The following is a 14,090-nucleotide window of genomic DNA, read 5'->3' as shown; positions in this document are numbered from 1 at the left end:
CCCGCGGGACGAAGGCCGGGCGAATGATGTGCCCGGACCGACCGTACGTCACACCCCGGGCGTCGTGTCGCGGTAGCTTTTCCTCGTCGAACCAGCGGCGCGTTCCCACGCCCGGCTCCACTCGGGTGGCTTTCCGTAAATCACATCACGTCACATACTGTCCCTTTTCAGGAGATTCACCCCGATGCTGTTTACTGATGACAACCTCGGGATCCGGCCGAGAAGCGACGGTACGGGCGCGAGGCCGCTGGGGAAGGCGAACTTCGTCCCACACTGGAGGTCCCGGTGACGACACGTGGAGTCCTGTACGTTCACTCCGCACCGCGCGCGCTCTGTCCCCATGTCGAATGGGCGGTGGCCGGTGTCCTCGGTGTACGCGTGCAGCTGGACTGGGTCCGGCAACCGGCCGCGCCCGGCACCTGGCGGTCCGAGTTCTCCTGGCAGGCCCGGCCGGGCACCGCGTCGAAGCTGGCCTCCGCGTTGCGCGGCTGGGACATGCTGCGCTTCGAGGTGACGGCGGAGCCGAGCCCCAAGACCGAGGGCGAGCGCTACAGCTCCACGCCCGAACTGGGCATCTTCCACGCCGTCACCGGCATGCACGGCGACATCCTGGTGCCCGAGGACCGGCTGCGCGCGGCGCTGGCGCGGTCCATGCAGGGCGAGAGCGATCTGCGGGAGGAGATCGCCAAGCTGCTCGGCAAGCCGTGGGACGACGAGCTGGAACCCTTCCGGCACGCGGGCGAGGGCGCACCGGTGCGGTGGCTGCACCAGGTGGTGTGACGGCCGGGCGATCCGGAGGCGGTTCCTCCGGACGCCCGTGGCGGGACGGCCGCTCCGGACGCCCCTGACAGGACGGCCCCTCCGCACACCCGTGGAGGGGCCCCTCCGGAAGTCCGTGACGGTGCGTTCCCTCGGCACCCTTACAACTCGGGTCACCCGTACAACGCGAGAGCCCGCCTTCCACAGAGGGAGGCGGGCTTCGTCGTATGTCCCGGCCGGGGCCGGACATCGTCGCGGGTCAGACGCTGCGGAACGCCAGGACGACGTTGTGGCCGCCGAACCCGAACGAGTTGTTGATCGCGGCGATGGACCCCTCGGGCAGCGGTCGCGGCTCGTCGCGCACGATGTCCGCCTCCACCTCCTCGTCGAGGTGGTCCACGTTGATCGTCGGGGGAGCCGTGCGGTGGTGCAGCGCCAGGACCGTGGCCACGGTCTCGACACCGCCCGCGCCACCGAGGAGGTGACCGGTCATCGACTTCGTCGCGGAGATCGCGACATGGTCGAGGTCGTCGCCGAGGATCTTGCGCAGCGCCTTCAGCTCCGCGATGTCGCCCTGCGGCGTCGACGTGGCGTGCGCGTTGAGGTGCACGACCTCGGACGGCTTGAGGTCCGACTGGTCCAGCAGGTTCTGCAGCGCGGCGGCGATGCCGCGACCGCTCGGCTCGGGCTGCGCGATGTGGTGGGCGTCCGCGGACAGGCCCTGGCCCAGCACCTCGCAGTAGACCTTGGCGCCGCGCGCCGCGGCGTGCTCCGCGGACTCCAGGACGACGACGCCGGCACCCTCGCCGAGCACGAAGCCGTCACGGCCGGTGTCGTACGGACGCGACGCCTTCTGCGGCTCGTCGTTGTTCTTGGACATCGCCATCATGTTGGCGAACGCGGCGATCGGCAGCGGGTGGATCGCCGCCTCGGTGCCACCGGCGACGACCACGTCGGCACGGCCGGTACGGATCATCTCGATGGCGTACCCGACCGCCTCGGCGCCGGAGGCGCAGGCGGAGACCGGCGTGTGCACACCGGCCTGGGCGTTGATCTCCAGGCCGACGTTGGCCGCCGGGCCGTTCGGCATGAGCATGGGCACGGTGTGCGGGGAGACGCGGCGTACGCCCTTGTCCTTCAGCACGTCGTACTGGTCGAGCAGGGTGGTCACGCCGCCGATGCCGGAGGCGATGACCGCGCCCAGCCGTTCGGGCCGGAGCGAGCCGTCCTCACCGGCCTTGCCGGTGAAGCCGGCGTCCGCCCATGCCTCGCGGGCCGCGATCAGCGCGAACTGCGCCGAGCGGTCCAGCTTGCGGGCGAGCGGGCGGGGCAGGACGTCGCCCGGGTCGACGGCCGCGACGGCCGCGATCCGGACGGGCAGTTCAGCGAAACGTTCGCCCTCAAGAGGCTTGACGCCGGAACGACCGGCCATCAGACCTTCCCAGGTCGACGCCGAGTCGCCACCCAGCGGAGTGGTTGCGCCGATACCGGTGACGACCACGGTGCGATTGGTCGAGCTCACTGGAAAATCTTCTCCACGTGTAGAGGGTCGTGAATCAGCGGCGCCACCGCCGGGTGGCGACACAGGTGCCGGGCTGTCAGCCCTGGTGCTTGAGGATGTAGTCGGCAGCGTCACCGACCGTCTTGAGGTTCTTGACGTCCTCGTCGGGGATCTTCACGTCGAAGCGCTCCTCGGCGGCGACGACGACCTCGACCATGGACAGCGAGTCGACGTCCAGGTCATCGGTGAAGGACTTGTCCAGCTGGACGTCCTCGACCGGGATACCGGCGATCTCGTTGACGATCTCGGCGAGACCCTTGACGATCTCTTCCTGGGTGGCGGCCATGTTGGCGCTCCTTCACATGTTTCTGCAGGGTTCGGACGTCCGGGCCGAATGGCCTGGTGTGTCTAGGGGAGGGTAACGACCGTCGCGGCGTACACGAGACCCGCCCCGAAGCCGATGATGAGCGCGGTGTCGCCGCTCTTGGCCTGACCGGTCGCCAGAAGCCGCTCCATCGCGAGCGGAATCGAGGCGGCGGACGTGTTGCCGGTGGTCTCCACGTCACGGGCGACCGTGACGTGCTCCGGCAGTTTGAGGGTCTTCACCATCGAGTCGATGATCCGCATGTTGGCCTGGTGCGGAATGAAGACGTCCAGGTCTCCCGGGCTGATCCCGGCCGCGTCCAGCGCCTGCTGGGCGACCTTCGCCATCTCGAAGACGGCCCAGCGGAAGACCGCCTGGCCCTCCTGCGTGATGGCCGGGAACTTGACGTTGCCCTGGGAGTCGAGCGGCAGCTGGGAGACGTCACCGCCGTGGAACTTGTCCCACGGCACGGTCTGCTTGATCGTACCGGCCTTGTCGCCCTCGGAGCCCCACACGGTCGGGCCGATCGCGGGCTCCTCGGACGGGCCGACGACGACGGCGCCCGCGCCGTCACCGAACAGGAAGGCCGTCGCCCGGTCCTCCAGGTCGGTCAGGTCGCTCAGCCGCTCCACGCCGATGACGACGACGTACTCCGCCGAGCCCTCGACGACCATGCCCTTGGCGAGCGTCAGGCCGTAGCCGAAGCCGGCGCAGCCCGCCGAGATGTCGAACGCGGCAGCCTTGTCGGTGCCCAGCCTGTCGGCGATCTCGGTCGCGATCGCGGGCGTCTGCGCGAAGTGCGAGACGGTGGAGACGACCACGGCACCGACCTGGTCCGGGCTGATCCCGGCGTCCGCGAGGGCCTTCCCGGCCGCCTCCACGGACATCGCGGAGACGGTCTCCTCGTCGTTCGCCCAGTGGCGGGTGACGATGCCGGAACGCGAGCGGATCCACTCGTCGGACGAGTCGATCTTCTCGAGGATCACCTCGTTGGGCACGACACGGGTCGGACGGTAGCCGCCGACGCCCATGATCCGCGCGTACGGAGCGCCCTGGGCGGGCTTGATCTTCGACATGCTCTCGGGCTCCTTAGGCGCCCGCGTGCTCGATGAGGAGCGCGCGAGCCGCTTCGAGGTCGTCGGGGGTCTTCAGCGCGAGCGTCTGCACACCGGGCAGGGCGCGCTTGGCGAGACCCGTGAGTGTGCCGCCGGGGCACGCCTCGATGAGCGCCGTGACGCCCATCTCCCTGAAGGTCTCCATGCACAGGTCCCAGCGGACCGGGTTCGCGACCTGGCCGACCAGTCGGGAGACGACCTCGTCGCCGGTCGCCACGGACCTGCCGTCGGCGTTCGACACGTACGTCACGGTCGGATCGCTGATCTTCAGCTCCAGCGACGCCTCGCGCAGCCGCTCCACGGCGGGAGCCATGTGGCGCGTGTGGAAGGCACCGGCGACCTTGAGCGGCACCACCCGGCGCACCCCCTCCGGCTTGTCCTCGGCCAGCGCGGCCAGCTGCTCCGCGGTGCCGGCGGCGACGATCTGGCCGCCCCCGTTGACGTTCGCCGCGGTCAGCCCGAGCTTCTCCAGGTGCGGGACCGTGACCTCCGGCTCGCCGCCGAGCAGCGCCGCCATACCGGTCTCGGTGATCGCGGCGGCGTCGGCCATGGCGAGTCCGCGGGCCCGTACGAGACGGAGCGCGGCCTCGTCGCCGATGACCCCGGCGAGGGCTGCGGCGGTGATCTCACCCACGCTGTGACCAGCGACGATGTCGGGCGAGGCGTCGAGCGCGGCGGCGGAGAGCAGACCGGCGGCGACCAGCAGCGGCTGCGCCACCGCGGTGTCGCGGATCTCCTCCGCGTCGGCCTTCGTGCCGTAGTGGACGAGGTCGAGCCCGATGGCCTCGGACCAGGCCGCGATGCGGTCGGCGGCGCCGGGGAGATCGAGCCAGGGAGTCAGGAAGCCGGGCGTCTGAGCGCCTTGGCCGGGAGCGACGAGTACGAGCACCCTCACACTCTCTCTTGTGAACGGTTCGCCGCGCCCGTGAGGACAGGGACGAAGAACCGTAGGGGGAATTGTTGACGTTCGACAAAAGTCTAGGTCTGCGTATCCCCAGCGGCCAGGCGCCCCAGGATCAGGGCGATTCGCAGAGTGAACGCCGAGCGGACATCCGACGGCGACCATCCGGTGACGTCAGTCACACGTCGGAGCCGGTAGCGCACGGTGTTGGGGTGGACGAACAGCATGCGTGCCGCGCCCTCCAGACTGCTCGCCTGCTCCAGATACACACTCAGCGTCTCCAGCAGGGCGGACCCCGCTTCCTCCAGCGGTCTGTAGATCTCCTCCACCAGTTGGTCCCGCGCGGCGGGGTCGCCCGCCATCGCGCGCTCCGGCAGCAGATCGTCGGCGAGCACCGGGCGCGGCGCGTCCTGCCAGGCCCGGCACGCCTTCAGACCGGCCGCCGCCGCCTGCGCGGACCGGGTGGCCGCCAGCAGGTCGGGGACCACCGGACCGGCGACGACCGGTCCCGCCGCGTACGGCCCGATCAGCGCCTTCGCGACCTGCAACGGGTTGTCGCTGCCGCCCGCGATGACCACCAGGCGGTTGCCCAGCACCCCGGTCAGGACCTGGAGCTTGGCGTGCCGGGCGGCCCGCCGGATCGCCTCCACGGTCAGCTCGCTGTCACCGTCCGGGGCCGTGCCGAGGACCACGCAGACGTGCTCCGGCGAGTTCCAGCCGAGTGCCGCGGCACGCGATACGGCGCCCTCGTCGGCCTCGCCGGACAGCACCGCGTTCACGACGAGCGATTCCAGCCGCGCGTCCCAGGCGCCCCGGGCCTCCGCGGCCTGCGCGTACACCTGGGCGGTGGCGAAGGCGATCTCCCGCGCGTACACGAGCAGCGCCTCGCGCAGCGCCGACTCGTCACCGGGCGCGGCGACCTCCTCGATCGCGGCCTCCATGACCTCGATCGTGGTGCGCACCATCTCGACGGTCTGCCGCAGGGTGATCGCCCGGGTCAGCTCGCGCGGCGCGGTGCCGAACACATCGGTGGAGATCGCCTGCGGGGTCTCCGGATGCCGGAACCACTCGGTGAACGCCGCGATCCCGGCCTGGGCCACCAGGCCGATCCAGGACCGGTTCTCCGGGGGCATCGCCCGGTACCACGGCAGCGTCTCGTCCATGCGGGCGATCGCGTTGGCGGCCAGGCGGCCGGAGGACTGCTCCAGCCGCTTCAGGGTCGCGGCGTGCAGGTGGGCGTCGTGCGCAGCGGGCTGCTCAGGATCGGGTCGGGACACGCACACAAGACTGCCTTATCCGGCCACGTGCTCGGAGGGCCGGGGCGGCGGCGGGTCGAACCGGCGGGACCGCGGGGGCCGCAGGTCCGCGCGGCGGACGCGGTCCGCGATCCCCTAGCGGCGGGCTACCGTGGGCGGGTGATCTCCGTACAGCGTTCCGAGGACCGGTTCCGGGGCGGGGACGAGGCGGTCGGCATCGACACACGGCACGCCTTCTCCTTCGGCACCTTCTACGACCCCGACAACCTGCGCTTCGGCCCGGTCGTGGCCTGCAACGAGGAACGGCTGGCCCCCGGTGCGGGCTTCGACGAACACCCGCACAGCCATACGGAGATCGTCACCTGGGTCGTCGAGGGCGAACTGACCCACCGCGACTCGACCGGCCGCGCCACGGTGGTACGGCCCGGCGGCCTCCAGCACCTGAGCGCCGCGGCGGGCGTCCGCCACGTCGAACGCAACGACGGCCCCGGACCGCTGACGTTCATCCAGATGTGGCTGACCCCGCTGGAACCGGGCGGCGACCCCGCGTACACCTCCGTCCCGGAGCTCGCCGCCGACACCCCGTACGCCCTCCCGGCCGCGGGCGCCGTGCTGCACGTGCGCCGACCCGCCCCTGGCGAGCGCACGCCGGTCCCGGACGCGCCACGGGTGTACGTCCACGTGGTGAACGGCACGGTCCGGATCGGCGGCGAGACGCTGCGCCCCGGCGACGCGGCGCGGATCACGGGCGAGACGGGTCTGGAACTGACGGCGACGGGCCCGGCCGAGGAAGGACCGGCCGAGGTGCTGATCTGGGAGCTGCCGGCCTGAGCGGCCCGGCCCCCGTGTGTATGCGCGAGAAAACGGGGGCTGTATGAGGCGAGGCCGATGTCAAGTGCCGGGCCGACAAGGGCTACCGGGGCGCCGGCGGCACGGTTCGCATCCCGTGCTGGGGACGGTGGGAGCCCCCTTCCACCGGTCAAAAAGCGGTGAACCGGTCCCACGCGAAGATCCGCGCACTCGTCGGGCAGGCCATGGCCACCCCCCCAGCCCTGGCGACTCCTCCGCAAGCTACGGTGCTCCACCACCCGAGTCACCGCCCTCGTCCAGGCCGTCCCCGCCCTGTATCTGGCCGGTTCGGACCGATGATGGAGAAGCCTCACTATGAACGCCCGACCTTGTCCCTGCACGAATATTTATCGATGTCCCCAGGAGCAGGTTGATAAGTCACCGGGTCGCCAGGCAGTGATTCCCTGAATGCCTGAGCCCAATCGTGCGATCCCACATATTTCTCGAGCTCTGTCTTGATTTTTTCACATACGTCCCGGTGCCCTTTAGGCATGGCAATTCCGTAGTACTGGAAATTCCCAGAATCCAAATCTACAACGTGCAGATTTGGATACATCTTCGTGAATCCGTGGAGCAGCAAGGCGTCCGTAAATACGGCATCCACGTCCCCTTGATCCAGTTTGCTCACACAGTCCCCGGCATCAGTTCCCTCGACCGATTCGTGTCTGGGAAGATTTTCGGATGCCACGACACCCGAGGTCGTCCCAGGCCACGTACAGACCCTTCTCCCCTCCAAATCGGCCGTTTTCTGGACATTGGAGTAGTCCTCCTCGCGCACAAGGATGGACGAGGAGGTCTTGGCATAGGGGCCCACAAAATCAACAGCGGGCCCATCCTTTCCCGACAAGCGGTCGTCGTTGATCGAGAACGTAGCAACGACCAGATCGGCGTCACCCTCACCGATAACCACATCCCGCTTGTCGGACGCCACATTACTGAAGTCGGGTTCCTTGCCCAGCGCTTTGGCCGCTACGCCCGCGATGTCGATGTCGAAGCCTGTGCGCGCCCCATACTTCCCTTCCTGATAGCCGGTCCCAGGCTGATCCGCCTTCACCGAGACACGGACCTTCTTTCCCTGCGGCCACTCGTCCGAGCCGCAGCCGGTCGATGTTGCGAGGAGAAGTGACCCGCAGCACGCCAGAGTCACCCGCGACAGCTTGCTCGTCACAGCAACCACCATTCATCGTCGTGCAGCACAGCAGATTCGAAACGTAGGTTCACCTGGCATCCCGCCCCACCGTCCGACGTATCGACCACAGCTCGCAGCTCGACGCTTTTGGGCTTGCCGGGGAGAGGGATTTCACCTGTCTGCCCGTCCACCAACGTGACCATTTCGCCTTTTAGCTCCTCACCGTTCACCACCGGCATAAGGGAGACCGCCGAGTGAGCGTGGCAGGTCAATCCGCGAATTTCATCCTCGATGAACATCTTCACCCTGAGGTGTGACCGGGGAGAGGGAGCCTTGAAGGCCACGAGGACCTCTTCCTTGTTCTCCATCGGGCCGTCACTCCGAATGGGGATGTGCAACGCTACGTCACCGTGGTCGGCCAACAGCTTGTACGAACCTGTTGCGAGCGCGGTTCCTGCAACAGCAATCGCCACCAGTGCGGTAAACGTAGTGAGTTTCTTTCTGATCCCGTCACAGGAAAACCAGAGACATACCACGGAAGTCGTCGCGCAGAAGATCACTAGCGCGCAGTACAGAGCGTACTGGGTGTCGGACGCCTCAGGCGCCATGGCAATCGCGACTGAGGCTCCGGCCACCCCCGCTATCAGCGCCACCGCCTGCGCCCACACGCCGCCGAATTTTACATACTGGTCCCCTGAGCCAGTATTGAAGGCGTTACTCCCGCTCTTCGCCTCAATCTGCGTCCGATGCCGGGACGGGGCGTCCTCCCCCTTCTCGCGATCAGCCGAACGTGACATTTTGGTCACCGGAACCGCTGTTGATGGCGTTGTTGCCACCGCTGACGTTGATCGTCGTTTGATGCCTCAGGGATTCCAACTCGTCCACCACGGCGGTCAGATCGTCAGCCTGCAACTGCCTCAGTTCGCCGACCAGCCGGTGCGCCCGGTCGTCCCCGTCCCGGTCCTCGTCCAGAGCCTGCGCGAGAGCAGGTTGAACGTCACGTCCACGACGGCTGAGCACTCCTCTGATGCGGCCGCCCATCTCCGACCAAGGCAGGCCGCTGACAAGTGCGACAAGAGCATTGACGCCCGCTGTCACTGCGACCGTTCCAGGATCCTCACTCACCGTCAATCTCCCTGCCTCAACGTGACTTTGGCGCCATCGTAGAGCCAGACTCCACAGGAGTCCGGGGAACGGTTCAGGTATCCAGCTGTTTTCAGCCTCTCGGGACGCGGGCAACCAAGTGCCATAATTGCCGCGCCTTCCGGGGCGTTTTCATGTTCGCCGGAGACATTTACGACCACAGATGTCATGGTGCGCCCCCTGGTAATGGCCGCGGCCGGGCGAACATTGATCTGTTTCCACGCTGACGGGTGGTTGGACTGGAGCCCCCGCAGCGGGCATCAAGAAAGCTCCTGGTAGACGGTTCACGACCAAGATCACCAGTCAGTCAGGAGCTTTCGCGTGCTTGCCCTCCCGTCCGGTGTCGATCTGTCCGGCCGCGCCCTGCAGCACCACCCGGATCACCGTCGTCGTCCGTGCCGTCGTCGCCCTCGAACTCGCCACGTGATCAAGATGGAAAGGCTCACGCACTCACTGCCCTTGCGAGAAAAGGGGCTCGGGTGACCATTGATCACCCGAGCCCCCTTCCGTCCAGCGCTTGCGACGCGGTCAGCGGAGTCCGTCGACGAAGCGCTGCCAGGCAGCAGCCCCGATGGTGAGGACGGGGCCGTCGGGGTTCTTGCTGTCGCGGACGGGCACGGCGCAGGGGAGGCCGTCGGCCACCTCCACGCAGTCACCACCGCTCGTGCCGCTGTAGCTGGACTTGCGCCAGGACGCGCCGCCCACGACGGTGCACTCGACGCATTCGCCACCGGTGTTTCCGCTGTAGCTGGACTTGCGCCACCGCGCGTTCTTCAGATCAGGCCGGGTCTGCATAACGCTCCTCCATCACACGGGTGATCAGGGCCGCCGAATCCTCGACGGAGAGGGCTGCGGCCTGCAAGTGAGCGTAACGGAGCGCGGCCTCCCTGATGGTGTCCGGGCTGGCGGTCATATGACCGGAGATGACGTCCTCCGTGTAGACGATGTCGGGATTGTCGTCGAACCGCATCGTGGTGAACGAACCAGCGAGGCTTGCGTGTTCACCGGCCGCGAAGGGAAGCACCTGAATCCGCATCCAGCGGTGGCTGCTGAATTCCAACAACCGATGGAGTTGCCTCCGCATCACCTCACGACCTCCTATCGGCCGGTGCAGTACGGCCTCGTCGAGCACGGCCCAGGTGAGCGGCGGCCGTTCACGCTCCAGGATGCGTTGGCGCTCCAGTCGGGCCGCCACCTGGTTGTCGAGGTCGTTCGGCATGCCGGTGGCCAGGACGGCCCGCGCGTAGTCGCCCGTCTGCAACAGCCCGTACACCAACTGCGCCTGGTAGGTGGAGATGTACGCGGCACACGACTCCATCTCGGCGTACGGCTGGAACCAGGTGGGCAGTTGGCTGCGCAGGACCAGCCCGATCAGCCGGGAGAACACCCCGTCCGTGCCGAGGGCCGCGTCCACCCGCTCCGAGAAGTCGCGGGTGGGGACCTTCTTCGTCGTCTCGATCTGGCCGATCAGCGACCCCGTACAGAAGATGATGTCGCCGAGCTGTCCCTGCTTGAGGTTGTTGGCCTCTCTCAGGCGGCGCAACTCCGAGCCGTAGTAGTCCAACGGGGAAGCGCAGGGGTCGAGTTTCTGGATGTTCGCCACGGCGAGCGGCACCTCCGGCGTTCAACGCCTCGCGGCGTTCGTTTCGGTACGTGGCCGACCGTAGTCACGCCACTGCACTCTGGTGATGTGAATCACGCAACTGACCCCCGAACCGGGGACCCGCTGGAGCCGACCTACCGTGCCGAGTTCGCGATGAGCGAGCACTCGGCCCGGCATCTGCGCCACATCCTGCGTCTGTACCTCACCAACTGGGGGTTCCTCGATGTGGCCGACGCGGCGGAGTTGGCGCTCACCGAGCTGATCGCCAACGTCGTACGGCATGTGCCCGGCCGCCGCTGCCAGACGTTCTTCTTCCTGCTCCCGGCCGGGGGCGTGCGCGTCGAGGTCGCGGACGGCTGCGCCGAACTGCCGTGCGTGACGGTCGGTGAGGCGCTTGCCGAGGACGGGCGGGGGATGGTCCTCGTCGACGCCGTCACCGACCGCTGGGGCGCGGAATCGCGCCGCGACGGCGCGGGGAAGACGGTCTGGTTCGAGTGCCTTTCCGTGCGTGCGGCGAAGGCGACCGCTTCGGTGCTCACACCTCCGTCGCCTTGACGTGCTCGTACCAGTCGCTGCCGCCCCGGTCCCTCTGGTGGCCGGGGTCGTGCTTCCACTCGCTGCTGGTGACCTTGAAGCGCGCGCCCGGCATGAGCAGGACCTCGGCCTCGGATCCCTGGTACTGATGGAACGGGTCGATGTCGCGGCCGTACTTGCCGGTGAGGGTCAGTTCGAGGAAGATCCGGTGGCGCGCCGCACCGTCCACCCGCTGGTCGCGCATGAAGTCCATCCCCACGTCCGCCTCCCTGCTGGTGCTGTCGAAGGAGGTCGTGAAGATGGTTCCCGGACGGTAGTTGACCGCCGCGTACTTGCCGAGCTGGGTGACCGCTCCGTCGCCGCCGATGTTCCAGTCGCCCCGGTAGACCGTGCCGGTGACGGGCGGCAGCCGGTTCAGGGCCTCCATCGTCATGTCGGCGTGCGCCTTCAACTCCTCGAAGAGCGGCGGCGCGATGACATCGATCCGCGCGTCGATGACGGCCATCGCCGCCTTCTTGGCAGCCGCGTCCGTGCCCTGCGCCGCCGCGAGCTGCGGCGCGATCACCGGGTCCTCGGTGACCGTCGGCACGTTCTCGTCCGGATCCGTGACGGCCCACCGCAGCTTGCTCTTGATCTGCGCGAGGGAGAACGACTCGGCGCCGGACGCGAGCAGCCCGGCGGTGCCGTAGGGCGCGTACCCCTCGGGCAGCAGCCGGCTGCGCACCGCCGCGTTGATCATCGCGTGCGCCCCGCCGGTGTACGTCATCAGGGCCGTGGCGTGGGCGGGCTTGAACGTCTTGGTGACGTCCTTGACGGAGGTGACGCCGTTGTCCAGCTTCCACTGGTCGATGCGCGGATCGGGGTGGGTGTCGGCCTCGTCGAAGGTCCGGTACTTCTGCTGGGCGTCCCGGGCCGCGTTCACGCCCGGTTCCATGAAGCCGCCGGCCGCCGGGTCCACCTCCCGGGGCTTGCCGGCCTCGGTGACGTACATCAGCTCGTGCGGGAAGTGTCCGCCGACGCACACGTGCTGGCGCAGCTCCTCCTCCGTGAACGGCGCGATGTTCTGGTACATCAGCGCGGCGCCCTTCTCGGCCCGCAGCACCGACTCCTTGGGGCCCTTGACCCCGGCCGCCCAGGAACCGCGCAGGATCTCGTAGAGCGAGTGGTCCCAGGACGGCAGCATCCAGCCCATCACGGCCATCCGGTAGTCGAAGGCGTCCACCCCGGGCACATCCATCCACTGGAAGGTCTTGATCATCCGGGTCGTGGTGCCCGACATGCCCGCGACGACCGGGATGCCGCGCGCGGCGCTCGACTTGGCCCAACTCGACGCCTGGTTGATCTCGTAGTAGGCGGTGCCCTCGATCCAGGGGAGTTTGTCGTCCGGTCCCGGCTTGCCCGCGAACTCCAGCTCGCGGGTGCTGAGCGGTGCGCCCCGGTCCTCGTAGTCGCGGGGGGTCTTGCGGTGGGCGTCCCGGTCGGCGTCGTCGCGCTTCTGCCGGGGAGCCTGGCTGTTGATCATTTCCAGGGTGTCGCCGGCGAAGGTCTCCGACTCCGACTGCGCCAGGATGTTGCCCAACGCGTACGGGTCCTTGGCGTAGTTGTAGCCCTTGCCCTTGACGTTCGCCGCCGCCTCCATCAGGGCCCGGGTCGGGCTGTTGAGGAACGCCGAGTGCTTCTTCAGCTCCTCCTCGTTCATGCCGAGCGTGGACGCCAGTTGCGGAGTGGGCCCGATGATGCCGTTCAGGATCTCCTTGAGCGACAGCTTGCTCGCGCCCCCGTCCGGGGCCGTCGTGTTGTAGTACGCGGCGTTGTACAGGGCCGTCATCAGCTCACGGACGTTGCCGTCATGGGAGAAGAAGGCGTTGATCTGGTCGGTGGTCATGCTCTCGCCCACCTGGCCGCCACTGGTCTTGTCGCTGAGGAAGAACGACTTGTTGGCCAGGGCCGTGGACTTGTGCGCCGTGCGGGCGTAGGCGATGAGCAGCTTCTTGAGCCGTGCCACGGTCGCCCGGGCGGCGGCGAGCGCCCGACCGTCACGGAAGGCGTACGCGCCGAGCCGCTTCTCGAACTCCTCGGCCGAGTCCTGCCATCCGGCCTTCGCGTAGTACTGCGCGTGGTCGAAGAGGGCTTCGCCGCCCTCGGCGCGCTGCACGGCGACCTGCCCGTGGGCGTGCGGCCGGGCAGGTACCCGCTGCACGGGCGCCGTCTGCACGGGCGCCGTCTGTACGTGAGCCGTCTCCTCGGGGGCCGTCTCCACGGCGGGGGCGGGGCCGGACAGGACCCGTCGGGCATTGGCCTCCGCGGCGCGCTCGAAGCGGTCCGACGGGTCGGAGACGCTGAGCCCGGAGCCGTTGTCGGTGCCCAGGACCGGCCCCTGGCGCTGCTGGATCACATGGGTCAGCTCATGGGCCAGGGTGTGCCGGTCGGCGCCTCCGGCACCGAGGACGACATGGCTGCCGGAGGTGTACGCGCGGGCGCCGACCTCCGCCGCGGAGCGTTGTGCGGCGGCGCCGGTGTGCAGCCGTACGTCCGAGAAGTCGGCGCCCAGCCGCGCCTCCATGTCCGCGCGGACCGCCCCGGCCAGCGGCTTCCCGGGCGAGCGCAGCACGTCCGGCACCGATGAGCGCTGCACCGCGGCGGGCTCCTGTTCCCCGGCCGCTCCCTCCCGGGCACGGCGCCGCACCTCCAGCATCTGCGCCACGGCGGCGTTTCCGAGGGAACGTTGCAGCACGTGGAGCGGGAGGGCGGTCGGCGGGCCGGGTAAGTCCGGGTGGGCAACACCGTGTACGTCACCGTACGCGGCGAACGGGGCGGCCGTGACCGGTGCGGTGGCGACTGCGGGACCGGTCGCCGGTACCGGGGCAGTGGTCGTGCGGGCGGGACGGGCGGCGTCACCCTGTCGATCGTGTGTGCGCATGGACCGATAGTCGGTC

14 protein-coding genes and 1 pseudogene are annotated in these 14,090 nt (G+C 68.6%); 4 read left to right on the top strand and 11 right to left on the bottom strand.

The features are described 5' to 3' along the window. Positions 1–285 precede the first annotated feature (285 nt). Positions 286–780 (top strand): DUF3145 domain-containing protein, encoded by a 495-nt coding sequence (locus AB0E67_RS08990; protein WP_362022901.1) that lies wholly within the window; start codon positions 286–288, stop codon positions 778–780. A 238-nt stretch (positions 781–1,018) separates the two neighbouring features. Here AB0E67_RS08990 and fabF read toward each other — a convergent pair whose 3' ends face one another. The 5 genes from fabF to AB0E67_RS08965 all read right to left on the bottom strand — a co-directional run bounded on the left by fabF (position 1,019) and on the right by AB0E67_RS08965 (position 5,917). Next, complete coding sequence (gene fabF / locus AB0E67_RS08985) at positions 1,019–2,281, bottom strand: beta-ketoacyl-ACP synthase II (RefSeq protein WP_362022898.1); 1,263 nt, start codon at positions 2,279–2,281, stop codon at positions 1,019–1,021. 76 nt (positions 2,282–2,357) lie between these two features. After that, a complete protein-coding gene (locus AB0E67_RS08980; protein ID WP_072483507.1) occupies positions 2,358–2,606 on the bottom strand; it encodes an acyl carrier protein in 249 nt (82 codons plus the stop codon). A 62-nt stretch (positions 2,607–2,668) separates the two neighbouring features. After that, positions 2,669–3,700, bottom strand: coding sequence for a ketoacyl-ACP synthase III (locus AB0E67_RS08975; protein WP_362022896.1), 1,032 nt, complete (start codon positions 3,698–3,700; stop codon positions 2,669–2,671). Between the two features lie 13 nt (positions 3,701–3,713). Further along, positions 3,714–4,628, bottom strand: coding sequence for an ACP S-malonyltransferase (locus AB0E67_RS08970; RefSeq protein WP_073787357.1), 915 nt, complete (start codon positions 4,626–4,628; stop codon positions 3,714–3,716). An 89-nt stretch (positions 4,629–4,717) separates the two neighbouring features. Next, positions 4,718–5,917, bottom strand: coding sequence for a helix-turn-helix domain-containing protein (locus AB0E67_RS08965; protein WP_351519913.1), 1,200 nt, complete (start codon positions 5,915–5,917; stop codon positions 4,718–4,720). A gap of 138 nt (positions 5,918–6,055) precedes the next feature. On the opposite strand from AB0E67_RS08965, the gene AB0E67_RS08960 reads away from it, so the two are divergent. Beyond that, on the top strand, positions 6,056–6,727 hold the full coding sequence (locus AB0E67_RS08960; RefSeq protein ID WP_362022893.1) for a pirin family protein: 672 nt from the start codon (positions 6,056–6,058) through the stop codon (positions 6,725–6,727). A gap of 24 nt (positions 6,728–6,751) precedes the next feature. After that, positions 6,752–7,045, top strand: a pseudogene (locus AB0E67_RS08955) (IS5/IS1182 family transposase); the annotation flags it as partial. 13 nt (positions 7,046–7,058) lie between these two features. Here the strand turns inward: AB0E67_RS08955 and AB0E67_RS08950 are convergent. From AB0E67_RS08950 to AB0E67_RS08930, 5 genes are all read right to left on the bottom strand, one after another. Then, positions 7,059–7,913: a transporter substrate-binding domain-containing protein gene (locus AB0E67_RS08950; protein WP_362022890.1), complete on the bottom strand. Its 855-nt coding sequence runs from the start codon at positions 7,911–7,913 to the stop codon at positions 7,059–7,061. Then, positions 7,910–8,680 (bottom strand): hypothetical protein, encoded by a 771-nt coding sequence (locus tag AB0E67_RS08945; protein ID WP_362022887.1) that lies wholly within the window; start codon positions 8,678–8,680, stop codon positions 7,910–7,912. The genes AB0E67_RS08950 and AB0E67_RS08945 overlap by 4 nt, the downstream gene beginning before the upstream one ends. After that, entirely contained in the window at positions 8,655–8,999 is a 345-nt protein-coding gene (locus tag AB0E67_RS08940) for a hypothetical protein (protein WP_362022884.1), read from the bottom strand. Before AB0E67_RS08940 ends, AB0E67_RS08945 begins: the two co-directional genes overlap by 26 nt. Positions 9,000–9,545: 546 nt before the next feature. Continuing rightward, on the bottom strand, positions 9,546–9,812 hold the full coding sequence (locus AB0E67_RS08935; RefSeq protein ID WP_362022882.1) for a DUF397 domain-containing protein: 267 nt from the start codon (positions 9,810–9,812) through the stop codon (positions 9,546–9,548). Next, positions 9,796–10,620 carry a helix-turn-helix transcriptional regulator gene (locus AB0E67_RS08930; RefSeq protein ID WP_362022879.1) on the bottom strand — a complete coding sequence of 275 codons (825 nt, stop codon included), beginning with the start codon at positions 10,618–10,620 and terminating at the stop codon, positions 9,796–9,798. Before AB0E67_RS08930 ends, AB0E67_RS08935 begins: the two co-directional genes overlap by 17 nt. An 87-nt stretch (positions 10,621–10,707) precedes the next feature. Between AB0E67_RS08930 and AB0E67_RS08925 the strand changes: the two genes are divergently transcribed. After that, positions 10,708–11,175 carry an ATP-binding protein gene (locus tag AB0E67_RS08925; RefSeq protein WP_362022876.1) on the top strand — a complete coding sequence of 156 codons (468 nt, stop codon included), beginning with the start codon at positions 10,708–10,710 and terminating at the stop codon, positions 11,173–11,175. Here the strand turns inward: AB0E67_RS08925 and AB0E67_RS08920 are convergent. Beyond that, a complete protein-coding gene (locus AB0E67_RS08920; RefSeq protein ID WP_362022873.1) occupies positions 11,156–14,074 on the bottom strand; it encodes a DUF4157 domain-containing protein in 2,919 nt (972 codons plus the stop codon). The genes AB0E67_RS08925 and AB0E67_RS08920 overlap by 20 nt on opposite strands. Positions 14,075–14,090 lie beyond the last annotated feature (16 nt).

Origin of the sequence: Streptomyces sp. NPDC032161, from assembly GCF_040636995.1 — a bacterium.
Classification (GTDB): domain Bacteria; phylum Actinomycetota; class Actinomycetes; order Streptomycetales; family Streptomycetaceae; genus Streptomyces.
The sequence above is the reverse complement of the archived record's forward strand: the minus strand, read 5'-3'. Positions and strand labels throughout refer to the sequence as shown.